General features: G+C 60.9%; 23 protein-coding genes. 11 read left to right on the plus strand and 12 right to left on the minus strand.

The window, feature by feature from the left end; translation table 11 throughout:
- Window positions 1-10 precede the first annotated feature (10 nt).
- Window positions 11-2,839, plus strand: a complete 2,829-nt coding sequence (locus VXL81_RS10900; protein WP_416554224.1) for a DUF4175 domain-containing protein — start codon at window positions 11-13, stop codon at window positions 2,837-2,839.
- A 68-nt stretch (window positions 2,840-2,907) separates the two neighbouring features.
- Here VXL81_RS10900 and VXL81_RS10905 read toward each other — a convergent pair whose 3' ends face one another.
- Window positions 2,908-3,768 carry a zinc-ribbon domain-containing protein gene (locus VXL81_RS10905; RefSeq protein WP_416554226.1) on the minus strand — a complete coding sequence of 287 codons (861 nt, stop codon included), beginning with the start codon at window positions 3,766-3,768 and terminating at the stop codon, window positions 2,908-2,910.
- Window positions 3,769-3,984: 216 nt separating this feature from the next.
- Between VXL81_RS10905 and VXL81_RS10910 the strand changes: the two genes are divergently transcribed.
- The 4 genes from VXL81_RS10910 to VXL81_RS10925 are packed head-to-tail and all read left to right on the plus strand — an operon-like array spanning window position 3,985 to window position 6,887.
- Window positions 3,985-4,662, plus strand: coding sequence for a cell division ATP-binding protein FtsE (locus VXL81_RS10910; RefSeq protein WP_340544281.1), 678 nt, complete (start codon window positions 3,985-3,987; stop codon window positions 4,660-4,662).
- Window positions 4,659-5,558, plus strand: a complete 900-nt coding sequence (locus VXL81_RS10915; RefSeq protein WP_416554228.1) for a cell division protein FtsX — start codon at window positions 4,659-4,661, stop codon at window positions 5,556-5,558. Before VXL81_RS10910 ends, VXL81_RS10915 begins: the two co-directional genes overlap by 4 nt.
- Window positions 5,555-6,304: a lysophospholipid acyltransferase family protein gene (locus VXL81_RS10920; protein WP_416554230.1), complete on the plus strand. Its 750-nt coding sequence runs from the start codon at window positions 5,555-5,557 to the stop codon at window positions 6,302-6,304. Before VXL81_RS10915 ends, VXL81_RS10920 begins: the two co-directional genes overlap by 4 nt.
- Window positions 6,282-6,887, plus strand: coding sequence for a pyridoxamine 5'-phosphate oxidase family protein (locus VXL81_RS10925; RefSeq protein ID WP_416536442.1), 606 nt, complete (start codon window positions 6,282-6,284; stop codon window positions 6,885-6,887). Before VXL81_RS10920 ends, VXL81_RS10925 begins: the two co-directional genes overlap by 23 nt.
- Before the next feature lie 67 nt (window positions 6,888-6,954).
- Here VXL81_RS10925 and VXL81_RS10930 read toward each other — a convergent pair whose 3' ends face one another.
- From VXL81_RS10930 to sucC, 9 genes are all read right to left on the minus strand, one after another.
- On the minus strand, window positions 6,955-7,269 hold the full coding sequence (locus VXL81_RS10930) for an EthD family reductase (protein ID WP_416545569.1): 315 nt from the start codon (window positions 7,267-7,269) through the stop codon (window positions 6,955-6,957).
- A gap of 116 nt (window positions 7,270-7,385) precedes the next feature.
- On the minus strand, window positions 7,386-8,783 hold the full coding sequence (lpdA, locus tag VXL81_RS10935; protein WP_416545567.1) for a dihydrolipoyl dehydrogenase: 1,398 nt from the start codon (window positions 8,781-8,783) through the stop codon (window positions 7,386-7,388).
- Window positions 8,784-8,890: 107 nt separating this feature from the next.
- Complete coding sequence (locus VXL81_RS10940) at window positions 8,891-9,301, minus strand: MAPEG family protein (RefSeq protein ID WP_340544289.1); 411 nt, start codon at window positions 9,299-9,301, stop codon at window positions 8,891-8,893.
- 7 nt (window positions 9,302-9,308) lie between these two features.
- Complete coding sequence (locus VXL81_RS10945; protein WP_416554232.1) at window positions 9,309-9,716, minus strand: hypothetical protein; 408 nt, start codon at window positions 9,714-9,716, stop codon at window positions 9,309-9,311.
- Between the two features lie 6 nt (window positions 9,717-9,722).
- The gene (gene odhB / locus VXL81_RS10950) at window positions 9,723-11,276 is read right to left on the minus strand and encodes a 2-oxoglutarate dehydrogenase complex dihydrolipoyllysine-residue succinyltransferase (RefSeq protein ID WP_416554234.1); all 1,554 of its coding nucleotides are present in this window, start codon (window positions 11,274-11,276) and stop codon (window positions 9,723-9,725) included.
- A gap of 6 nt (window positions 11,277-11,282) precedes the next feature.
- Window positions 11,283-14,240 carry a 2-oxoglutarate dehydrogenase E1 component gene (locus tag VXL81_RS10955; protein WP_416554236.1) on the minus strand — a complete coding sequence of 986 codons (2,958 nt, stop codon included), beginning with the start codon at window positions 14,238-14,240 and terminating at the stop codon, window positions 11,283-11,285.
- A gap of 265 nt (window positions 14,241-14,505) precedes the next feature.
- On the minus strand, window positions 14,506-15,390 hold the full coding sequence (gene sucD / locus VXL81_RS10960) for a succinate--CoA ligase subunit alpha (protein ID WP_008559701.1): 885 nt from the start codon (window positions 15,388-15,390) through the stop codon (window positions 14,506-14,508).
- A 74-nt stretch (window positions 15,391-15,464) separates the two neighbouring features.
- On the minus strand, window positions 15,465-15,983 hold the full coding sequence (locus VXL81_RS10965; protein ID WP_416543360.1) for a hypothetical protein: 519 nt from the start codon (window positions 15,981-15,983) through the stop codon (window positions 15,465-15,467).
- Between the two features lie 4 nt (window positions 15,984-15,987).
- Window positions 15,988-17,181 (minus strand): ADP-forming succinate--CoA ligase subunit beta, encoded by a 1,194-nt coding sequence (gene sucC, locus VXL81_RS10970; RefSeq protein ID WP_340544296.1) that lies wholly within the window; start codon window positions 17,179-17,181, stop codon window positions 15,988-15,990.
- Between the two features lie 360 nt (window positions 17,182-17,541).
- On the opposite strand from sucC, the gene VXL81_RS10975 reads away from it, so the two are divergent.
- Entirely contained in the window at window positions 17,542-18,084 is a 543-nt protein-coding gene (locus VXL81_RS10975; protein WP_416545563.1) for an AAA family ATPase, read from the plus strand.
- Between the two features lie 103 nt (window positions 18,085-18,187).
- On the opposite strand, the gene mdh is transcribed toward VXL81_RS10975, so the two are convergent.
- On the minus strand, window positions 18,188-19,150 hold the full coding sequence (gene mdh, locus VXL81_RS10980; protein WP_340544298.1) for a malate dehydrogenase: 963 nt from the start codon (window positions 19,148-19,150) through the stop codon (window positions 18,188-18,190).
- A 163-nt stretch (window positions 19,151-19,313) separates the two neighbouring features.
- On the opposite strand from mdh, the gene VXL81_RS10985 reads away from it, so the two are divergent.
- Window positions 19,314-20,069 (plus strand): sulfite exporter TauE/SafE family protein, encoded by a 756-nt coding sequence (locus VXL81_RS10985; RefSeq protein ID WP_416554238.1) that lies wholly within the window; start codon window positions 19,314-19,316, stop codon window positions 20,067-20,069.
- A gap of 176 nt (window positions 20,070-20,245) precedes the next feature.
- On the opposite strand, the gene VXL81_RS10990 is transcribed toward VXL81_RS10985, so the two are convergent.
- Window positions 20,246-20,575 (minus strand): hypothetical protein, encoded by a 330-nt coding sequence (locus VXL81_RS10990; protein WP_416537191.1) that lies wholly within the window; start codon window positions 20,573-20,575, stop codon window positions 20,246-20,248.
- 383 nt (window positions 20,576-20,958) lie between these two features.
- Between VXL81_RS10990 and VXL81_RS10995 the strand changes: the two genes are divergently transcribed.
- From VXL81_RS10995 to VXL81_RS11010, 4 genes are read left to right on the plus strand one after another with little or no spacing between them, the layout of a single operon-like run.
- Window positions 20,959-21,813, plus strand: coding sequence for an HpcH/HpaI aldolase/citrate lyase family protein (locus VXL81_RS10995; RefSeq protein ID WP_416554240.1), 855 nt, complete (start codon window positions 20,959-20,961; stop codon window positions 21,811-21,813).
- 35 nt (window positions 21,814-21,848) lie between these two features.
- Window positions 21,849-22,397: an NnrU family protein gene (locus tag VXL81_RS11000; protein ID WP_340544303.1), complete on the plus strand. Its 549-nt coding sequence runs from the start codon at window positions 21,849-21,851 to the stop codon at window positions 22,395-22,397.
- A gap of 6 nt (window positions 22,398-22,403) precedes the next feature.
- Window positions 22,404-22,607, plus strand: coding sequence for a DUF1737 domain-containing protein (locus VXL81_RS11005; protein WP_340544304.1), 204 nt, complete (start codon window positions 22,404-22,406; stop codon window positions 22,605-22,607).
- Complete coding sequence (locus VXL81_RS11010) at window positions 22,607-23,638, plus strand: MaoC family dehydratase (RefSeq protein WP_416554242.1); 1,032 nt, start codon at window positions 22,607-22,609, stop codon at window positions 23,636-23,638. Before VXL81_RS11005 ends, VXL81_RS11010 begins: the two co-directional genes overlap by 1 nt.
- Window positions 23,639-23,657 lie beyond the last annotated feature (19 nt).

Consider the following 23,657-nt stretch of genomic DNA (forward strand, 5'->3'; position numbering starts at 1 on the left):
CGCCGCCCGCATGGTCAACAACCCCAAGTTTCGCCGCAAGGCTGACGCGACATCTGCCGCCGCGCCGGGTCCACCGGCGCGCCCGCAGGCGGAGGGCGGGTACTCGCGGAAAGACGGCGGTTCCGATCTGCCGTCCGATCCGATCCCAACAGGTCGCGGCTCAGGCCCGAGGCTCTCAGATCCGCGCCTTGTGCGGCTTCGCTGGCCGGTGCGGCTGACCTGGGTGGGGCTGTTGTCGGAACGTCTGGTGCGCGCCTTCTGGCCGTTGGTTTCGCTGCTGATGCTGGCGCTTGCGGCTGTGATGTTGGGCCTGCACGAGCAGTTGCCGATCGAACTGGTCTGGGTGGGGGCCGTGCTGCTGGTGTTGGCTGCGGCAGTCGCGATTGGCTTTGGGGGCTGGCGGTTCAGAATGCCAGGTCTGTCCGACGCCCTGGCTCGTCTGGATATGACGCTGCCCGGTCATCCTATTGCGGCGCTGCTGGACGCGCAGGCCATCGGGTCGGATGATCCAGCCTCGCAAGCCCTGTGGCAGGCGCATCAGCGGCGGATGCAGGCGCGCGCCGCCACCGCAGTTGCCCCTAAACCCAATCTGTCAGTCGCGCGCGCTGACCCCTTTGCTCTGCGCTATCTGGCGCTTCTGGCGCTATCGGTTGCCATGCTCTTCGGTTCCATCTGGCGGGTTGGTAGCCTTGGCGAGATGACCCCCGGCGCGGTGAATGCGGCAGCAGGGCCGACATGGGAGGGCTGGATCGAACCGCCGCGCTACACCGGTCTGCCGGTGCTTTACCTCAATGATCAGTCCGAGCCGGTTCTGACCCTGCCCGAAAACAGCCGCCTGACCCTGCGGTTTTACGGTGAGGTCGGAGATCTTACACTGGATGAAACCCTCTCGGGACGCACCGGAGACGTGCCCTCTGCCGCCGCGGCTGAGCAGAGTTTCGTGATCACCCGCGACGGGACATTGACCATCAATGGCACCGGTGGCCGCAGCTGGGATGTGACGCTGATTGAGGACCTGCCTCCGACGATTGCCATTGTGGGAGAGCCGACGCTGGAGTCCGATGATACGACCTCGCTTGCCTATACCGCCAGTGACGATTACGGCGTGGCGGCTGGTCAGGTCGAAATCTCGCTGGATATGGCCGAGATTGATCGGAGCCATGGGCTGGCAGCCGAACCAGATACGCGGGAGCCGATTGTTCTGGACCTGCCACTGCCGCTGACCGGTGATCGCCACAGCTTCGATGAGCAGGTGATCGAGGCCTTCGCCAAACACCCCTGGGCCAACATGCCTGTCAGCTACCGTATGGTCGCACAGGACGCCAAGGGGCAGGAGACCGAGGCAGAGGTGCTCAGGGCGCCGCTGGTGACCCGGCGTTTCTTTGATCCGATGGCCGCAGCGGTGGCAGAGCAGCGGCGCGATCTGCTCTGGGCGCGTGCCAATGCGCCACGGGTGGCCCAGGTCCTGCGCGCCCTGTCGACCTATCCGGCCGAAGTGTTCCACGACCATGGGGATTATCTGCGTCTGCGCACTATCCTGCGTCGTCTGGAACAGCACAGCAACGCAGGAACGCTTGGGCCAGAGCAGCAGGACGCGTTGGCTGAAGCGCTCTGGGATTTGGCAATCCAGCTGGAGGAAGGCGATGTCGGCGACGCTCTTGCCCGCATGCAGCGCGCTCAGGAGCAGCTGAGCCAAGCGATGCGCGATGGTGCCAGCGATGAAGAGATTGCCCGTCTGATGCAACAGCTGCGCGATGCCACGCAGGACTATCTGCGTCAGTTGCAGCGACAGGCGCAGGAGCAGGGCAATGACGGGCAGCCGCAAGGCGCTCCGGATGAGAACGCCATGCAGCTCACTCAGCAGGATCTTCAGGCGATGATGGATCGTATTCAGGAGCTGATGGAACAGGGCCGGATGGCCGAGGCCGAGCAGGCGCTGCGCGAGTTCCAGCAGATGATGGAAAACATGCGTGTCACCCAAGGGCAGGAAGGTCAGGATGGCAGCCCCGGAGAGCAGAGCATGGAGGGGTTGGCCGAAACCCTGCGTGAGCAGCAGGGCTTGTCGGATCAGGCATTTCGGGATTTGCAGGAGCAGTTCAATCCCGGTGCACGCCGCGGCGAAAGTCAGGGAAATGAAGGGCGCAATGGCGGCCTGGGCCGTGGGGAGTCCCACGAGGGCGGTCAGGGCAATCAGGGTGGCCAAGGCGACAGGCCCGGCTCCGGCGACCCCAGCGGTGACCGGCAGCCCGGTCAGGGTGGTCAGGGACAGCGCGCGCCTGATAATGATGGGACCGGGCAGGGTGGCGGCGCCAACACTCCGCAGGGCGGCACACAGGGTCCTGCCGGGTCGCTGGCTGATCGCCAGCAAGCTCTTCGCGATCAGTTGCGGGCGCAGCGGGATGGCCTCCCGCTTGGCAATGGCGAAGGCGGTCAGGCGACGCGTGATGCGCTTGATGATGCCGGACGGGCCATGGATGGGGCGGAGGAGGCTTTGCGGCAGGGTGACCTCGCCGAGGCCATCGACCGCCAGTCCGACGCGATGGAAGCTCTGCGAGAGGGAATGCGCGCGCTGGGAGAGGCAATGGCCGAACAGCAGCAACCGGGTCAGGGACAGGGGCAGGGGCGCACCAGCAGCTCAAGCCAAGGCAACCAAATGGATCCGCTTGGCCGACGCAATGGGGAACAGGGTGATGGTGGTGTTTCCGACGGGCAGTTCAGCGAAGGGCAGGCCTATCGCCGCGCCTGGGATCTTCTTGAAGAGATCCGCCGCCGCGCCGGCGAGCGCAGCCGTAGCGAGACTGAGCGAAGCTATCTTGAGCGTCTTCTGGATCGCTTCTGACGACGGCGGTGGACCTGCGGGACGACCGTTCGTGTCCGATCGGTCGCCGGTACCGTCTGGTTGCGGTTCTACTGCTGCACTGTGAAGGCACGCACCTGCGTATCTAGCCACAGCCGCGCCGCGTCCACCTTGGCGACATAGGTGCTGAGGTAGGGATCCGCCTGTGGCAGCTTCTGGGCGATCAGGGGCGCGTTGTCATAGGCCATGGCAAGACCCAGCGCGATCAACAGTGCAAAGGCAAAGCCCCGCGCAAAGTTCCGCTTTTTCCTTGGGGCCGGTGCATCGACTGGTGGTGCGATCGGGGCCGCAGGCCCTTCACCGGATCGCAGGGTGGAGTTGATTTCGTCGATATTGGGCAGCAATCCGCGACGGGATTCGGTTTCCGAGGTGGAGAGCTGCTGGGGATCTTCGCCACGCATCCGGGCCATCTGCTCGCGGGCTTCGCGGGCACGGCGGGCGGATTCTTCTTCCGGCAGAGAATCCAGTCCCAAATCCGTCTGTGTTTGTAAGCTGTTGCTTTCAGCGGCGCGCAGCCGGGCTTCACGCTCAGCCTCCTCGCGCAGAATATCGCTGATCGTCGGGTCAAGACCTCGCGACGTGGCTGTGATCTCTGGCGGTTGATTCTGGATTTCATCCTGCTGATCAGGCTCTGCGGTCTCCTCCTCCGGCGCGTCTTCCACGATATCATCGTCTTGTGTCGCCGTAAGGGAAGCAGGATCAGGGGCGCCGATTTCGTCCTCAACCGGGGCTATATCGTCGCCGGTTTCCGCAGCGGGGGAAATGCTCGGGTCATCCTCCGCCTCAATCGCACGGCCAGCCTGAAACCACGTTTGCCCGCAGTTGGAACATTGCACGTCGCGCCCCTCATCGGGGATCACATCATCCGGCACCTCATATTGGGCGGCACAGTTCGGACATGTCAGTCGCATGGGTCACTCCTTGGGACCTGAGGTGGCTCCCGGGGGGGCCGGGCGGCTGTCGGCGGGTGATTGTTGAATAATCATAGGCAGTTCCGTCTTTCCACGAAAGAGCCAATCGCTCTCATCTGAACGGACTGTTTCAGCCGGGGTGGCGTGGCAACAGCGCGGACCATTGAAACTGGGCGCACAGTCGGGCAAAACACCGGTGACCAAAAGGGGACCGCCGTGATCGAGCTGGACAATGTGGGGTACAACTACGGTGGCGGGGAACTGCTGAGCGACGTGTCGGTGCAGCTGGCACCGGGGTCGTTCCATTTCCTGACAGGCCCATCGGGCGCGGGCAAGACCACCCTGTTGAAACTTTGTTACGGCGCGCTGACACCAACGTCAGGCCGCGCACGTGCTTTCAACATGGATATCAAGGGGCTGGATCGTGACCAGATGGCCTATCTGCGCCGCCGCATCGGGGTGGTCCACCAGGATTGCCGGTTCCTCGATCACCTGCCGGTGCTGGAGAATATCGCGTTGCCGTTGACGGTCTCCGGGCGGGATATCACCCAGGAAGAGGCTAATCTGCGCGAGCTGTTGAACTGGGTTGGCCTGTCGGAGCGCGCCCATGCCACCCCACCGGAGCTCTCTGGTGGTGAGCGGCAGCGCGCGGCGCTGGCCAGATCGGTGATCCTCTCGCCTGAGGTGATCATCGCCGATGAACCAACTGGCAACGTGGATTGGGACATGTCGCAGCGGCTGCTGCAATTGTTGGTGGAATTGAATCACATGGGCAAAACCGTTCTGGTCGCGACACATGATCTGTCGTTGATCCGGGCCGCCAAGAAGCAGGTTCAGGCACGAGTCCTGCGGATTTCGAACCGCCAGCTTCAGCAGGCCGGAGCGGACCTATGAAACTGACACGTTTGCGCAACCTGATTGTCGGGGATGCCCAGGCTGACCGTGTTGTTCCGCCCAGTGGATTTACCGCCCAGCTGACTTTGTTTGTCTCTGGTGCGATGGCGTTTCTGGCGGTTTTTGCCTTGGCGCTGTCGCTGGCCTCCGGCCGTTTGGCAGATCGCTGGGCAGAGGAACTGGCGCGCGCGGCCACGCTACGGATCAATGCACCGGCGGAGCAGCGTGCTGCCCAGACCGAGGCAGCAATGACCATTCTGGAACAGACGCCGGGTGTCGCCTCTGCTCGTGCGCTGAGTCGCGAGGAACAGGCGGCTCTGTTGGCGCCATGGTTTGGCACCAAACTGCCGCTGGATACGCTGCCGATCCCACAGCTGATCGAAGTGATCGAGGACGATCCGGGCTATGATGAGACCGGTCTGCGCTTGCGCCTTCAGGCTGAGGTTCCGGGCGCGATCTTGGATGATCACACGCGCTGGCGGGCGCCGCTGGTGGATGCTGCCCAGGCGCTGTGGCGGTTGGCCTGGGTGTCCATCCTGTTGATCGGCGGGGCCACCGCGGCGATGATCACCCTTGCTGCGAATGCAGCGCTCGCGGCCAATGCCCAGGTGATTGAGGTGCTGCGTCTCGTCGGCGCGCTGGACACCTATATCGCTCAGGCCTTTATCCGGCGTTTCACCCTGCGCGCGCTATTTGGTGCCGGCGTTGGCATGGCGCTGGGAATGCTCGGGGTCTGGCTGATGCCCGAAGCCTCCCGCGAGGGCGGGTTCCTTACCGGGCTTGGCTTTCAAGGCTGGAGTTGGCTCCTGCCACTCTGCATCCCTCTGCTTGGCGCGCTTGTCGCCTTTGCCGCGACCACCCGTGCGGCCAACAAACGTCTTGGAGATTTGGCGTGATAACTGCGTTTAGATGGCTGCTCTCGGCCGTGTTCATGATTCAGATCTATGTGATGATGCTGATCTTTGGTCTGGTCTTTGCGCCATGGGCCCTGGTCTCGCCGCGCGGTGCCCGGGTGGCCTGTCGCAGCTATGCCGGTTATGTGCTGTGGTGCGCGCGTTGGATGCTGGGCCTGCGTACGGAGGTGCGTGGCGAGGTCCCGACCGATGAGGTGATCATTGCGGCCAAACATCAGAGTTTTCTGGATATTCTGATTATCTTTCACGCCACGCCAGCAGCCAAGTTCATCATGAAACGTGAGCTGTTGTGGACGCCGATTATCGGCATTTATGCCAAGCGCCTGGGCTGTGTGCCGGTCAACCGTGGCAAGAAAGGCAATGCCATTGCCCGCATGGTCAAGGACGTGGCAGCAGAATTCGCAGAACCCGGCCAACTGGTGATCTATCCGCAAGGCACGCGGGTCGCGCCGGGGGTTGACCGGCCCTACAAGATCGGCACTGGCGTCCTTTATGCCGCGCTGGAGCAGCCCTGTGTGCCTGCGGCGACCAATGTGGGGTTGTTCTGGCCACGCACCGGGATCATGCGCAAACCGGGGTTGGGCGTTGTGGAATTTCTGCCTGCTATCGCCCCGGGACTGGACCGCGATGCCTTCATGGCCACGCTGGAGCGCGAAGTTGAGACACATTCAGACAAGTTGATGCAGGAAGCGGGGTTCAAGGTCGATGGAATTTCTCAGCACAGTTGATGAGTTGGAGGCGCTTTATGGCGCTCCGGGAACACCGTCCCTGCGCAAGGTGGCACGGCAGATGACGCCGCTGTACCGGCAGTGGATCATGGCATCGCGACTGTGCATGTTGGCCACCGTTGGGCCGGAGGGGACCGATGACAGCCCGCGCGGTGATGATGGTCCGGTGGTGCTGGAGCTGGATCCGGGAACGCTCGCGCTGCCGGATTGGCGCGGTAACAACCGTATCGACAGTTTGCGAAACATCCTGCGGGACCCCCGGGTTTCGCTGATGTTTCTGGTACCGGGGTCAAACAATGTGGTGCGGGTCAACGGGCGGGCACGGGTCACTGCGGATGCGGCGATGTTGGCCCGGTTCGACAAGAACGGCAAGCAGCCGCGCACAGTGATTGTGATCGAGATTGGCGAGATCTACAGCCAGTGCGCCCGCGCGCTGATGCGGGCGCGGACCTGGACCTCAGGCGACGAAAGCGCGGGGCTTCCTTCTATGGGCGAGATCCTGGCCGAGCAGACCGCAGGGCAAGAGGGCGGTGTAGCCTATGACGAGGCCTGGGCGCCCCGTGCAGCCAAGACCCTCTGGTAACCGGGAGCGGCTGTGAATGCCCCATCCGGGCTTTCACAGCAGGGTTCGCCCGGGTGGCAGAGCAGGGTCAGCTCATCAAGACCTCACCGACAAGGATCTGCGGACGCACATTGGTGAAATTGGCGACGTCGTCGATGATTGGTCCGCTTTTTTCGCCCATCGCGCGGTCCAATGTGTCCATATCTGGAAAGGTGATCGTGGCGATCAGCAGATAGGCCGGCGGAATATCCGGGCCGCTTGCAATCCCGCGCGATGCCTCGACGGTTTCCATCAGATCGCCAAAATGTTCTTCGACCAGCGGCAGGTGGGTGGTCTCATAATAATCATAGTCAAACGTCGCGTCGGCGCAGGCGGGGTAGATCACTTGCAGGCTGACAGTCATGGCAGAGGCTCCGGTTCATGAGAAAGCGGCCCACCATGGATGGGCCGCTCTGGTGTGGGTTAGATATCTAGCAGGCGGAGCCCGGGTAGGGCACCCGGTTTCCTGCGCTGCTCCATTTAGCTGTGGATCGGACCGTCACCGCAGGCCAGCGCCGCTTCGCGGACAGCTTCGGAATAGGTCGGATGTGCGTGGCAGGTCAGCGCCAGATCCTCGGCGGAGGCGCCGAACTCCATTGCTACACAGATTTCGTGGATCAGGTCACCGGCTGCCGGGCCAATGATCGAAGCGCCCAGGATGCGGTCGGTCTCCTTATCGGCGATCAGCTTGACGAAGCCGCCTTCTGCCTGATGCACCGCTTTGGCGCGGGCGTTGCCCATGAACATGAACTTACCCACCTTGATCTTGCGACCTTCGGCTTTCAGCGCATCTTCGGTCTGGCCGACGGTGGCCACCTCCGGTGTGGTGTAGACCACGCCAGGGATCACGCCGTAGTTGACGTGGCCATGTTTGCCCGCAATCACCTCGGCAACGGCCATGCCTTCGTCTTCGGCTTTATGGGCCAGCATAGGACCTTCGATGACGTCACCGATGGCATAGACGCCTTTGACATTGGTCGCCCAATGGGCGTCGGTGGCGATCTGACCCCGTTCGGTCATCTTGACGCCGAGGGCGTCCAGCCCCAGCCCCTCCGCAAAGGGTTTGCGACCCGTCGCTACCAGCACCACATCTGCGTCGATCACCTCTTCGTCGCCGCCTTTTTTCGGCTGGTAATTCACCTTTGCCTTGGTCTTGGCGGCGTCGACCCCTTGGACGGCCGCGCCCATCACAAAGGTCAGGCCCTGTTTTTCAAGGATCCGCTTGAAGCTGCGCTGAACGTCCTTGTCCATACCGGGGCAGACGGCGTCCATATATTCCACCACGGTGACTTCGCTGCCCAGGCGGGCATAGACCGAGCCCAGCTCCAGACCGATAACGCCAGCGCCGATTACCACCATTTTCTTTGGGATCTTCGGCAGGTCCAGTGCGCCGGTGGAATCCACCACGATGCCCTTGTCATTGTCGACCTCGACGCCCGGCAGAGCCGAGGGAACGGAGCCGGAGGCAATCACGATGTTCTTTGCCTCATGGGTGTCATCGCCCACCTTGACCTTGCCAGCCTCCGGGATGGAAGCCCAGCCCTTGATCCAGTCGATCTTGTTCTTCTTGAAGAGGAATTCGATGCCACCGGTGTTCTGGCCGATGACCTCTTCCTTGTAGGATTTCATCTGTGCCCAGTCGACTGAGGGGCTTTTGCCCTTGAGACCCATATGGGCGAAGTTGTGCTCGGCCTCATGCAGCAGATGGGTGGAGTGCAAGAGCGCCTTTGACGGGATACAGCCGACATTGAGGCAGGTGCCGCCGAGGGTTTCGCGGCCCTCGACCACTGCGGTCTTGAGGCCCAGCTGGGCGCAGCGGATAGCGCAGACATAGCCACCGGGGCCGGCGCCGATTACGATCACGTCATAGGATGCCATATTGATGTGCTCCTTGAGGGGTTAGCGATGAAGATCATGGGGAAAGGGGGCGCTGCCCCCGGCCCCTGGCGGGGCCTCCCCCGGAGTATTTTGGGAAAGATGACGGCTCATGTCAGGGCCGCAATCAGCATGAGGGTGGTTGCGAGGTAGCCCACAGACCAGATCAGCGAGCGCCACGGGACCCAGCCAAAGGCATAGGCGGGAATGTAGAGGACGCGCGCGCCGAGGTAGGCATAGGCGCAGGCCGCGGTGAACCCGGTTGACTTGCCCGCCAGTGACACCACCAGGCAGGCGATCCCGAAGAGGATCAGCCCCTCAAAGTGGTTTGACATCGCCCTGTGTAGACGCGCGGTGCGGGTCGAGAGCTGATCGCGCAGATCACCGCCGAGACGATCCCGGTCGCGCGGGCCAAGCGTTTTGCCCTGACCCAGCTCAAGGTTCGCAGGCACCGCCATCAGGGCGATCTGAAACACCTGCAAGAGCGCGGCGAGGGTGAGGGCGGTGAGTTCAGGGGGCATCTAGACCTTACACAATGCTTGTAGAGGTTGCAGATCGGTTTCGCAGCCAGATCACGATGCCGCACAGCGCCACGAAGTTCAGGATACTGGAAACGATGGTGCCAAGAGCGTAAAGCAAGCCCAACCCGATAAGATTGCTGCCAACAAAAAATCCTAGCAGAAGGTATCCACCGTAAAGAATGCCCACTACCGCCCAATCGCGGGCGAGAGCATAGAGAAAAAAGATATAGAATATGCAAACCGCTACCATCGCTTGCGAGTAGGGCGCAATCTCATTCCCAGCAGCAATCTCCAGCGTGCCCATAACGGCGAACAGCCCCCAGACAACGGCGAGCTGAACAAGAGTTGCGCGCGCTGCGAGGCGGCGGCCATCAGCCGCCCGGCCCTTCTCCGTAATCTGGAACAGCGCGCGCATGCTATCCTACAGATCCATCAGCAGACGGCGGGGATCTTCCAGCGCTTCCTTGACGCGCACGAGGAAGGTCACGGCACCTTTGCCGTCGACGATGCGGTGGTCGTAGGATAGCGCCAGGTACATCATCGGGCGGATTTCCACCTTGCCGTTGATCGCCATCGGGCGGTCCTGGATCTTATGCATGCCGAGGATACCGGACTGCGGCGGGTTCAGGATCGGCGAGGACATCAGCGAGCCATAGACACCACCGTTGGAGATGGTGAAGGTGCCGCCCTGCATTTCCGCCATCGACAGCTTGCCGTCGCGGGCGCGCGCGCCTTTTTCGGCAATCGCTTTTTCGATGTCAGCAAAGGACATTGCATCGGCGTCGCGGATGACCGGAACCACCAGTCCCGTGGGCGTGCCTGCGGCGATGCCCATGTGGACGAAGTTCTTGTAGACGATGTCGGTGCCGTCGATCTCGGCATTGACCTCGGGCACTTCCTTCAGCGCGTGACAGCAGGCCTTGGTGAAGAAGGACATAAAGCCCAATTTTACGCCGTGCTTCTTCAGGAACAGATCCTTGTACTCGTTACGCAGGGCCATCACCTCGGTCATGTCGACCTCGTTGTAGGTGGTGAGCATGGCCGCGGTGTTCTGGCTGTCCTTCAGACGCTTGGCGATGGTCTGGCGCAGGCGGGTCATTTTCACCCGTTCTTCGCGCGCGGCGTCGTCGGCTGCCACAGGTGCGCGCACCGGAGCGGCAGCTGCGGGCGCCGAGGCAGTAGCCGCCGGTGCCGCTGCGGCCGCAGCCACAGCGCGGGCGACATCGTCCTTCATGATGCGGCCATCGCGACCGGTGCCCTGGACCTGATCTGCGGACAGACCGGCCTCGGCCATGGCTTTCTCTGCGGAGGGCGCATTGGCGACATCCTTTGCGGGACCGCCCTGACCTGCAGGAGGTGTGGTGTATTGCGCACCACCGGCGGTTTCTGCCTTTGTCGGCTCGGGGGTGACGGCGCCGGCGTCGCCACCGGAGATCACACCGAGTTTGGCCGTTGCATCCACGGTGCTGCCTTCTGCGGCGGTGATTTCGGTCAGAACGCCGGAGACCGGCGCGGGCACCTCGACCGAGACCTTGTCGGTTTCCAGCTCACAGAGCATTTCATCCTGCGCGACGGTATCGCCGACCTTCTTGAACCAGGTCGAGACGGTGGCTTCGCTGACCGATTCACCGAGAGTGGGGACCATCACATCGGTGCTGGCCCCCGCCTTGTCACCGGTGTCTGCGGCTGGCGTGGTATTGCTCTTGGGCGCATCCGAGGTTGCGGCGCCGGAGGACGCACCTTTGGAGATGGTGGCCAGAAGGGCGTCGACCCCTACGGTCTCGCCTTCGGCGGCGACGATTTCACCCAGGGTGCCTGCGGCAGGGGCGGGGACTTCGACGGTGACCTTGTCAGTCTCCAGCTCACAGAGCATTTCATCAGCCGCTACGGCATCACCGGGTTTCTTGAACCAGGTGGCAACGGTGGCTTCGGTCACGGATTCGCCCAGGGTGGGCACGCGAACTTCGGTGGTCATAGGGTGTTATCCTTCGATGCTCAGCGCTTCGTTGACGAGCGCAGCTTGTTGGGCTTTGTGTTCGCTGGCCAGACCCGTCGCGGGTGAGGCCGATGTGGCGCGACCGACATAGATCGGGCGGCTGTTCTTGGCGCCGATACGGGTCAGCACCCATTCGATATTCGGCTCGATGAACGTCCAGGCACCCTGGTTCTTGGGCTCTTCCTGGCACCAGACCATCTCGGCGCCCTTAAAGCGCTCCAGCTCTTTTACGAGGGAGATGGCAGGGAAGGGATAATACTGTTCGATCCGCATCAGGTAGATGTCGTCGATGCCGCGCGCGTCACGTTCTTCCAGCAAGTCATAGTAGACCTTGCCAGAGCAGAGCACCACGCGCTTGATCTTGTCGTCGGCCACCAGCTTGGTGTCGGAGTTGCCGTGCTGTGCATCATCCCACAGCACCCGGTGGAAGCTTGAGCCGGTGGTGAATTCCTCGGCCTTGCTGACCGCCAGCTTGTGACGCAGCAGCGATTTCGGCGTCATCATGATCAGCGGCTTGCGGAAGGTGCGGTGCAGCTGACGACGCAGAATGTGGAAGTAGTTTGCCGGTGTCGTGCAATTCGCCACAATCCAGTTGTCCTGGCCGCACATCTGCAGGAAGCGTTCCAGACGGGCGGAGGAATGCTCCGGGCCCTGACCTTCGAACCCGTGCGGCAGCAGGCAGACGAGGCCCGACATACGCAGCCATTTGGACTCGCCGGAGGAGATGAACTGGTCGAACATGATCTGGGCGCCGTTGGCGAAATCGCCGAACTGGGCCTCCCACAGGGTCAGCGCATTGGGTTCCGCCAGCGAGTAGCCATACTCGAACCCGAGGACAGCATATTCCGACAGGGCGGAATCGATCACCTCATACTGCGACTGGCCGCTGCGGATGTTGTTCAGCGGATAGTAGCGCTCTTCGGTCTCCTGGTTCACGATGCCGGAATGGCGCTGCGAGAAGGTGCCGCGCGTGGCATCCTGACCGGCGAGGCGGACAGGGTAGCCTTCAGTCAGCAGCGAGCCAAAGGCGAGTGCCTCACCGGTCGCCCAGTCGATGCCTTCACCGGTCTCGAACATCTTGCCACGGGCTTCAAGGAAACGGCCGATGGTCTTGTGGATCGGGAAGCCCTCCGGCACGCGTGAAAGTGCGGTGCCGATTTCGTTCATGGTGTCCGGCTTGATGGCGGTACGGCCGCGCTGATACTTGGCGCCGTGCTTGTCGAGGTGCGACCAGCGTCCGTCCAGCCAGTCCGCCTTGTTCGGCTTATAGTTCTTTCCGGCTTCGAATTCCTCGTTCAGGCGAGCTTGGAACGAGGCTTTCATATCCTCAATCTCGCCCTCGGGGATCAGCCCGTCCTTCACCAGACGTTCGGTATAGAGCGACAGCGTGGTCTTGTGGCCCTTGATCTTCTTGTACATCAGCGGGTTGGTGAACATGGGCTCGTCGCCCTCGTTGTGACCAAACCGGCGGTAGCAGAAGATATCCAGAACCACGTCCTTGTGGAACTTCTGCCGGAACTCGGTCGCGACCTTCGCGGCATGGACCACCGCTTCCGGGTCATCGCCGTTGACGTGGAAGATCGGCGCCTCAACCACCAGCGCGTTGTCGGTGGGATAGGGGGAGGAGCGAGAGAAATGCGGTGCGGTGGTAAAGCCGATCTGGTTGTTCACCACGATATGCATGGTGCCGCCTGCCTTGTGGCCGCGCAGCCCTGACAGGGCGAAGCATTCCGCCACGACCCCCTGGCCGGCAAAGGCCGCATCACCGTGCAACAGGATCGGCAGAACCTTGCTGCGATCGCGGTCTTTCAGCTGATCCTGCTTGGCGCGCACCTTGCCCAGAACCACCGGATTTACCGCTTCGAGGTGAGAGGGGTTCGCGGTCAGCGACAGGTGGACGGAATTGCCATCGAATTCACGATCTGACGACGCGCCAAGATGATATTTCACATCGCCCGATCCATCCACGTCTTCGGGTTTGAAGCTGCCACCCTGAAATTCGTTGAAGATCGCCTTGTAGGGTTTCTGCATCACATTGGCGAGCACCGACAGGCGGCCCCGGTGCGGCATCCCGATCACGATGTCTCTGATCCCCAGCGCGCCACCGCGCTTGATGATCTGTTCCATCGCCGGGATCAGGCTCTCGCCGCCATCAAGGCCAAAGCGTTTGGTGCCCATGTACTTGACGTGCAGGAATTTCTCGAAGCCCTCGGCCTCCACCATCTTGTTTAGGATCGCCTTGCGCCCTTCGCGGGTGAAGGTGATTTCCTTGTCGTAGCCCTCAATCCGCTCCTTCAGCCAGCTGGCCTGCTCGGGGTCCGAGATGTGCATGTACTGCAGGGCAAAGGTGCCGCAGTAAGTGCGTTTCACGATGTTCACGATCTGGCGCATCGAGGCGACCTGAAGACCCAGAACATTGTCGATGAAAATCGGGCGATCCATGTCGGCTTCGCTGAAGCCGTAAGTGCGCGGATCCAGCTCAGGGTGCTGGGCGTCCTCGCGCATCCCGAGCGGGTCGAGGTTGGCCGCAAGATGACCGCGGATGCGGTAGGCCCGGATCAGCATCAAGGCCCGGATCGAATCCAGCACGGCGCGCTGGACCTGATCGTCGGTCACTTCGACACCCTTGGCTGCGGCCTTATCCTTGATCTTCTTGCCGGCGCTCTTGCTCTCTTCCGGGGCGGGCCATTCGCCGGTCAGCGCGGCCGTCAGGTCGTCATTGGGAGCAGGCGGCCAGTCGGAGCGCGCCCAGGAGGGGCCTGCGGCCTCGGCCTTCACGTCGAGCTCTGCATCCCCCATCTGCCGGAAAAACTCCGCCCAGGCGGCATCCACCGCGTTGGGGTCATTGGCATATTGGGCATAGAGCTGCTCCAGATACTCCGCGTTGTGCCCCTGCATGAAGGAGGAGGCATGGAAGAGATCGTTAGGGCTCTGGTCGGTCATGAGAGTACCTCTTGCGGGTTGGGACCGGTTTTGGTGCGACCTTGGGTCAATGCGTTGCAGCCTGATCAGAAGGCGTTTCGGAAGAGTAAAACGCCCTCGGAATCCTGCAGCAGATAAGAACGGCCTCTGGAGGTAACAATCTTATCTGCAAAAGGATCCCTGAAACGGGAAGACGAGCGGCCCGGACAGCCGCTCGGTTCCCGGACAGACAGGGTGTGCCCGTCCGGGATTTGGTCCTTGATGCCATATGAGGCAGCCTTCGGCATTATTTGCCGATAGCTTTCAGAACGGCCTCGCCCAGGGTGGCCGGGCTGTCAGCCACAACGATACCAGCGGATTTCATCGCTTCGATCTTGTCCTCTGCGCCACCTTTGCCGCCTGCGACGATCGCGCCGGCGTGGCCCATGCGACGGCCCGGAGGGGCAGTACGGCCTGCGATGAAGCCAGCGACCGGCTTCCAACGGCCTTTTTTCTTCTGCTCGGCGAGGAATTCTGCGGCTTCTTCTTCAGCGGAGCCACCGATCTCACCGATCATGATGATGGATTCGGTTTCCGGATCGTCCAGGAACATATCCAGCACGTCGATGTGCTCGGTGCCCTTGATCGGGTCGCCGCCGATGCCCACAGCGGTGGACTGGCCGAGACCGATATCGGCGGTCTGCTTAACAGCTTCATAGGTCAGGGTACCCGAGCGGGACACAACGCCGACCGAGCCACGCTTGTGGATGTGGCCGGGCATGATGCCGATCTTGCAGGCATCTGGAGTGATGACGCCGGGGCAGTTCGGGCCGATCAGACGCGATTTGCTGTCTTCCAGCGCGCGCTTCACCTTCATCATGTCCAGAACCGGGATGCCTTCGGTGATGCAGACAATCAGCTCCATTTCGGCGTCGATGGCCTCAAGGATGGAGTCAGCCGCGAAGGGCGGTGGCACGTAGATCACGGAGGCATTCGCCTCGGTGACGTGCTTGGCTTCGTGCACGGAGTTGAACACCGGCAGGTTCAGGTGGGTCTGGCCACCTTTGCCGGGGGTCACGCCGCCGACCATCTTCGTGCCATAAGCGATGGCCTGTTCGGAGTGGAAGGTGCCCTGCGAGCCAGTAAAGCCCTGACAGATCACTTTGGTGTTTTCGTCGATAAGGACTGCCATTTTAGGAGTCTCCTTATTAGTGCGGCTTGGCCGCTGTTACAGCGCTGTGGAATCTAAGCTCTCCAGCAAATGCCTTAGTTCGCGAGGTGGACAGAAACGATAGTCCCCGAGGTTGAAGCCTGAAGGCTGATCTCATTCGTGCCCTTGATGAAATAGGTGAACTTTCTGCCTTTTCTGAACGTCCTTACTTCCTTGCGGTAGCCCTGCGCAGAAAGAACACGTTCAGCTCTCGCGAAATATGAAACCATTTCATTGCGGGTTTTCGGGGTGATTGTCACAAAACACTCATCTCCCCGAACCGTGGTAACGTATACTTTGGGGTCCTCGAAGCTTGAGGACGCTAGGAAAGGCTTAGTTGACCAAGCGTCCAAACTTTTCCTGAAGCCGACATTGCTCAAGGTCTCAATAGGAGTTCCTGACTGCAAATAACCAATGCAAAATTTGACACCATGGTCAAAGGCTGCATCTGCTGAAACAGATGTTTGGCTGGACCCCGCTGCCGCAGTTTGAGGCTGCGTGTCTTGCGTGGCTGAGCCAGTGGTCTGGCATGCAGCAAGCGCTAAAATCGGAAGGGAGAAGATGAGCTTCCGCAAAGAATTACCCTTTCACCGCTTTCACGATCTTCTCGGCGCCGTCGGACAGGTTGTCGGCTGCGATGACATCAAGACCGGAGTTGTTGATGATGTCTTTGCCGGCTTCCACGTTGGTGCCTTCGAGGCGAACAACCAGCGGAACCTTCAGGCCGACTTCTTTCACCGCGGCGACCACGCCTTCGGCGATGACGTCGCAGCGCATGATGCCGCCGAAGATGTTGACCAGGATGCCTTTGACGTTCGGGTCAGAGGTGATGATTTTGAACGCTTCGGTCACTTTCTCTTTGGTGGCGCCGCCGCCAACATCGAGGAAGTTCGCAGGCTCAGCGCCGTAGAGTTTGATGATGTCCATGGTGGCCATCGCCAGACCCGCACCGTTCACCATGCAGCCGATCTCACCGTCCAGAGCGATGTAGTTCAGATCGTATTTGGAGGCTTCCAGTTCCTTGGGGTCTTCCTCGGTGGTGTCGCGCAGCTCGGAGATATCGGCGTGGCGGTAAACCGCGTTGCCGTCGAAACCGACCTTGGCGTCCAGGACCTTCAGATCGCCACTGTCGGAGACGATCAGCGGGTTGATCTCCAGCATTTCCATGTCTTTTTCGACAAATGCCTTGTAGAGTTGGCCCATCAGTTTGACGCATTGCTTGATCTGTTGGCCCTCAAGACCCAGCGAGAAGGCGATGCGGCGGCCGTGGAACGGCTGGTAGCCGGTTGCCGGATCAACGGAGAAGGACAGGATCTTCTCGGGGGTGGCTTCCGCCACTTCCTCGATGTCCATGCCGCCCTCGGTGGAGCAGACAAAGGAAATGCGCGAGGTCTGGCGGTCCACCAGCAGCGCGAGGTAAAGTTCGGTCTGAATGCCGGAGCCTGCCTCGATGTAGATGCGGTTCACCTGTTTGCCGGCCGGGCCGGTCTGGTGGGTCACAAGCGTGCGACCCAGCATTTTTTTGGCTTCGTCAGCGGCTTCTTCGACCGACTTGGTCAAGCGCACGCCGCCTTTTTCGCCCGCGTCGGCTTCCTTGAAGGAGCCTTTGCCGCGGCCACCTGCGTGGATCTGAGCTTTAACCACCCAGAGCGGGCCGTCCAGCTCACCAGCTGCGGTTTTGGCATCTTCTGCCTTGAGAACCACACGCCCGTCCGAAACCGGCGCGCCGTAGCTGCGGAGGAGGGCCTTGGCCTGATATTCGTGGATGTTCATCTGAAACTGTCCCGTCTGGCTGCAATTGTCTTGTCTAATACGCCGTCATGGCGCCAATGTTTAAAGGGTTTTCTCACAGCTGGTAAAGAATTCCCGAAGATTTATCGAATTTGTGATCACAGTTTTCCAGCGTGTGATCACAAATTTACGGAATGTGAATGCAGTTGATTCGATGGGAGGGGTTTGGATCCTGACCGACCGTAAGATGCCCGGATGCGGCATTCGACCGCCCGGACGCCGCGCGTGTGGCACGAACTGGGCATGTGGGGTCGCCGTCTCAGCGGGGCACGGCAGAGATTTCCAACACCCGAGCGCTGAGGCGACGGGCAGTTTCCATGATGCAAAAGGGGGGGGGGCTTCATGACCGAGGGGACAGCGCGGCATGTCATTCTTTCGGGATGTTCAGGGGGTGGAAAATCCACTCTACTGACTGAGTTGGGATGGCGCGGGTTTGCGACTGTGGCCGAGCCGGGGCGTCGGATCGTCGCCGAGGAAAAGCTGGGGAGCGGCGCTGCGCTGCCATGGGTGAATATGGAAGCGTTTTCGCGACGGGCGATGGATCTTGCGCGCGAAGATCGCCGCGGCGTTTCTTCTACCCGGGGATGGGTGTTCTTTGACCGGGGGATGGTGGATGCGGCGGTCGCGTTGTCGCATGTCACCGGACGGCCTGTTGGCGATTTTCTGGCCAAATCCGAACGCTACCACGATCTGGTGGTCCTAACGCCGCCCTGGGCGGAGATCTATTGCCAGGACGCCGAGCGGCAGCATGGTTTCGGACAGGCTGTTGAGGAGTATGACCGCCTGGTAATGGCTTATCGACGGCTCGGCTATCGTGTCGTTGTCCTGCCTAAAACGACTGTTGCGGCTCGAGCCGATATCGTGCTGCGCCTTCTTGGGATCTAACTGGGTACGGGAGGGGGCGGCTTCCTGCTGGAGGCCGTGCGGCAAGAAAAAGGCCCGCCAAGATGGCGGGCCTTCTAAAATGACGTGTTTCTTGCCGTCGAATTCAAGCCAATGAGCCGTCGATACCTTTGCAGGCTTCGACCAGGCCTTTGACTGCGTTGACTGAATTGTCGAACATTGCCTGCTCGTCTGCGGTCATCTTGATGTCGATGACGCGTTCGATACCTCCGGCACCAATCACCGTGGGCACGCCAACATACATGCCTTTAAGGCCCAGAGCACCATCAACATAAGCCGCGCAGGGCAGGACGCGCTTTTGATCTTTGAGGTAGGCTTCTGCCATTTCAATCGCCGAGGTGGCGGGCGCGTAGAAGGCCGACCCGGTTTTCAGAAGGCCGACAATCTCGGCGCCACCGTCACGGGTGCGCTGAACGATCGCGTCGAGTTTCTCCTGGCTGGTCCAACCCATTTTCACCAGGTCCGGCAGCGGGATGCCCGCGACGGTGGAGTAGCGTGTCAGCGGAACCATCGTGTCGCCATGTCCACCCAGCACAAAGGCGGTGACATCTCTCATGGAGACGTTGAATTCTTCAGCCAGGAAGTGACGGAAGCGGGCGCTGTCCAGAACACCGGCCATGCCGCAGACCTTCTCGTGGGGCAGGCCCGAGAACTCGCGCAGGGCCCAGACCATTGCGTCCAGCGGGTTGGTGATACAGATCACAAATGCGTCCGGCGCGTGGTCACGGATGCCTTCGCCGACGGATTTCATAACTTTGAGGTTGATGCCCAGAAGGTCATCGCGGCTCATGCCGGGCTTGCGCGGGACACCGGCCGTGACGATGCAGACGTCGGCGCCTGCAATGTCCTCATAGGACTGGGTGCCCTTCATTTTGGCATCGAAGCCCTCCGAAGGACCGGATTCTGCGATGTCGAGCGCCTTGCCTTCAGGGGTGCCTTCGGCAATGTCGAACAGGACGACATCGCCGAGTTCTTTCAGTGCTGCGAGGTGGGCAAGTGTGCCGCCGATCTGGCCTGCGCCGATCAGGGCGATTTTGGGTCGAGCCATTGGAATATCTCTCCGGTCCGGTTGTGATTGCCGGGAGGACTAAGCCCTTCTGTGTCTTGGCGCAAGATCCCTGCGTGGCTACGGCTGATCTGCCGCAGACTGTTCATTTCGGACGGATCTGTTTAAAAAATCGACATATGAGGCACTTAGAGGGATTTCTCAGATGCCCGAGATCACGGTTATGTTTTTTCTGGTGGCGGTTCTGGCAGTTACCTTCGCGGGTGTTTCCAAGGCGGGCTTTGGTTCTGGTGCTGCCTTTGCCTCATCCTCGATTCTTGCTCTGATTGTGGAGCCTGGTGTAGCACTAGCCTTTATGTTGCCGTTGCTGATGCTGATTGATGTGGCATCACTCCGACCGTACTGGGGGCGCTGGCGGATGCGCGAGTCGCTTTTGCTGATTGTCGGCGGTTTGCCCGGTGTGCTGTTGGGGGCTGTCTTCTACCGATCTGTCGACGCAGATGCCATGCGGATCCTCATCGGTGTCATCTCGGTGGGGTTTGTGGCTTGGCAGCTGTCGGGGCATCTGCGGGCGCGATTGGCAGAGCCGCGTGAGAACGCTGATGTGACCGGGCTGTTGGCCGGACTGGTTGCGGGGTTCACCAGCTTTGTAAGCCATGCCGGCGGGCCGCCGGCGGCGGTCTATCTGCTGGGGCGCAACATGACCAAGACGGCATATCAGGCCTCTACCGTATTGGTGTTTGGCGTTCTGAATATGGCGAAGTTCGTGCCCTATGCGATGCTTGGGTTGGTGACCCCGGCATCGTTGACACTTGATCTGATGTTGGCGCCCTTTGCCTTGCTGGGGGCCTGGATCGGGGTGCGACTGCACCACCGGGTATCTGAGCCGCTATTTTTTGGACTGACCTATGTTTTATTGCTGGCCACGGGGACCAAGCTGATCTGGGATGGGTTGACCTAATGATCGCCCCCGCCCCAAAGGTTTAAAATGCCGGAGCCAGAGAAATCCAGGTGTCTTTATCCGTGCCCGTAGTCCCGGTCAGCCAGATTGGCAGAGGGCCGTTTGCTGCTCCCCTCCGCCGCTAGACGAACCGACCAATTAGGCAGGTGGTCCTCTGTCTTCGGGTGGGCCGTCTGTCAGGCGTCACTGTCGACGGCCGGGAGCGCCTCAGCCAGGAACTCAAAGGATTGGCCCGAGGCAACAAGGCATGTCACCCCACCCGGCGTTGTGATCGTGATTGTCCAGCTGCCAGTGTCGGCCGAGGCGAATGTTTCCATCACGACACCACGTTGGCCAATCCCAATGCTTTGGCGGCTTTCACCGTAGCGCTCAGCCAGCCGTTTCACGACCTGATCGCGGGGCGCGCAGTTATTGCTGGTTTGTGCCGCCGCCGGCAGGGTCATAAGACCAAGTGCCGCCAGCGTGGCGCCTTTGAGAACTGCAACTTCAAACGTCTTCTTCAACATGGGTTTTACCCTTTCCGGAAGATCCGGCAGCGGGGCGGTCCCTCGGGTCGTGTGATCCGACCCGGGCGGGTCATGCATCGCGCCGGTATCGCGTCATCGTCTGCGCGGATCTGTTTGCCCGCTCCCGGAAGGGTCATGCCGTTTTGGTTCGGTCCTCATCCGGTCTGAAAAGTGTTGCAAATAGATGCTGACATCCCATTAACGCAGAGTTCTCCTTGATTTTTCTTTAAAATAATAAATCGTTCCAAGTATTTAGGTTTTCACGGTGACTCGCTTCCAACCGGTGTGATGTCGGGAATTCTGCGCTGCGGCGTAATTTCACTTGAAAGCTTCCTTTCACTTGGATACCCGTTTGCGCAACAAAATGTCTCAGGAGGTCGCTCATGGATCCGCGCACACGTCCCTATCGTTCGGTACTTTACATCCCCGGTTCCAAGCCTCGCGCGCTCGACAAAGCGCGCAGCCTGCCTGTGGATGCGATTATCTTTGACCTCGAGGATGCCGTTTCTGCCGATGAGAAGGAAAACGCCCGGGCGAGGCTGGCGGCGGCACTGGACGAAGGGGGGTATGGCGGTCGGATGAAAATCGTTCGGATCAACGGTCTGGACAGCCCCTGGGGCGCCGCGGATGCAGAGGCGGCGGCCGAGATGGATTGCGATGCAATACTGCTGCCCAAGGTGTCCTCTGCCGCTGACCTGGATCAGCTGTCCAAGGTCACAGGCGATACGCCGCTCTGGGCAATGATGGAAACGCCTCGCGGCATGTTGAACGCAGCAGAAATCGCCGCACACCCGCTGCTTCAGGGCATGGTGATGGGCACAAACGATCTCGCCAAGGAGCTACAGGTCCGTTTCCGCGCGGATCGGCTGCCGTTGATGGCCGGGCTCGGTCAATGTCTGCTCGCGGCAAAGGCGGAAGGGATCATTATTGTGGACGGGGTCTATAATGCCTTCAAGGATGGCGAGGGCCTTGCAGTGGAGTGTGCCCAGGGCCGCGACATGGGGTTTGACGGCAAGACGCTGATCCATCCGGCGCAGGTCGATGTGGCGAATACGGCCTTTGCTCCGTCAGAGGATGAGATTGACCTCGCCCGTCGTCAGATCGCGGCCTTCGATGCAGCCGAAGCAGAGGGGCAGGGGGTCGCGGTGGTCGATGGCAAGATCGTCGAAAACCTGCATGTCGCCACGGCCCGCGAAATTCTCGCAAAAGCGGATGCAATTGCGGCGTTTTCCGCCTAGGCGTTGGGTCAGTCATATTTCTTGGGGAGACTGACATGGCATTGTTGCTTCTAGGCATCCTGATCTGGTGGGGCGCGCATTTCTTCAAAAGGCTGGCGCCGGATGCGCGCGCCGCAATGGGGGGGCGTGGCAAGGGGATGATGGCGCTTGCGCTGCTTGCAAGCGTTGTCTTGATGGTGATTGGCTACCGCAGCGCCGAATCCTTCGATCTGGCGCTGCCGCCCCCGTTTCTTACCCATATCAACAACACTCTGGTGTTGCTTGGCCTCTACTTTACCAGTCCTGGCCCCAGCAAGGGGGCGCTGTTTTACAAGCTGCGTCACCCCATGCTGCTCGGCTTTGCGATGTGGGCCGTGGCGCATCTTCTGGTGAACTGGGATCCGGCCTCTTTTGTGCTCTTTGGCAGTATGCTCGTCTGGGCGCTGGCTGAAATGGTTGTGATCAACCGGTCCGAGCCGAACTGGACCCCGAACCCTAAAGGCAGCATCGCAAAAGATGGGATGTTCCTTGTCGCGTCGATCGTGCTGCTGGGGGTGATCGGCTATATCCACGGGCTGGTTGGCCCTTCGCCGTTTCCGGGGTGATCGCTGATGAAACTCTATCGTTTTCTGTCCGAGGACGACACCTCGGCCTTCTGCCACAAGGTGACCGATGCACTGAACAAAGGGTGGGAGCTTTATGGCAGCCCCACCCAGACCTTCGATCCGGTGAAGGGTATCATGCGCTGTGGTCAATCTGTGGTGAAAGAGGTGCCCGGCACCTATACCCCTGACACCAAATTGGGAGATCACTAATGGCCAAGACCAATCCGGGCCGGTTCTTTGAGGACTATGCCGTCGGCGACGTGCTGCATCATGCGGTGCCGCGGACGGTTTCAGGTGGGGAGCGCGCATTGTATCATGCGCTCTACCCGGCGCGACATGCGCTCTATTCCTCGGATGAATTTGCGCGCGGATGTGGTCTGGCTCAATCGCCGCTGGAGGATCTGGCGGCGTTTCACATGGTTTTTGGCAAAACCGTGCCGGATGTTTCGCTGAATGCGGTGGCGAACCTCGGTTATGCGGAGGGGCGCTGGCACCTGCCTGTTTACCCGGGCGACACCCTGCGCGCCGAGAGTGAGGTGATTGGGGTCAAGCAGAACTCAAACGGAAAGTCCGGCGTGGTCTACGTGCGGACGCGTGGCCTCAACCAACGTGATGACTGCGTGCTTGACTATGTTCGCTGGGTGATGGTGCGCAAAGGCGATCTGGACGTCCCTGCGCCGGAGACCTGCATTCCGGACCTGGCCCGGGTGATCTCTGCTGAGGAGCTGGTCATTCCTGCCGGGCTGGATTTTTCCAACTATGATTTCACGCTGGCAGGCGAGACGCATCGCTGGTGCGACTATGAGGTTGGCGAGCAGATAGACCATATTGACGGGGTCACTGTTGAAGAGGCTGAGCACATGCTGGCCACGCGCCTGTGGCAGAACACGGCCAAAGTGCATTTCGACACCACCGCGCGGCCTGATGGCTCACGATTGATTTATGGTGGTCATGTGATTTCCATGGCGCGGGCGCTGTCGTTCAACGGCCTTGCCAATGCACAGATGATCGTGGGGCTGAATGGAGGCGCCCACGCAAACCCCTGCACATCCGGCATGACCATTCGCGCCTGGTCGGAGGTTCTGGACAAGGCGGAAACTGCGGCTCCCGGGGTTGGGGCAATCCGGTTACGTCTAGTTGCGACGAGTGGCGGTGCTCCGTTCCAGCTGAAGGGGGATGACAACAAATATCGGCCCGAGGTCCTGTTGGATCTGGACTATTGGGCGCTGATGCCACGATGACCTACGCGGGATCAATGGG

The organism is Phaeobacter sp. JH204B, assembly GCF_048055755.1.
Classification (GTDB): domain Bacteria; phylum Pseudomonadota; class Alphaproteobacteria; order Rhodobacterales; family Rhodobacteraceae; genus Phaeobacter; species Phaeobacter bryozoorum.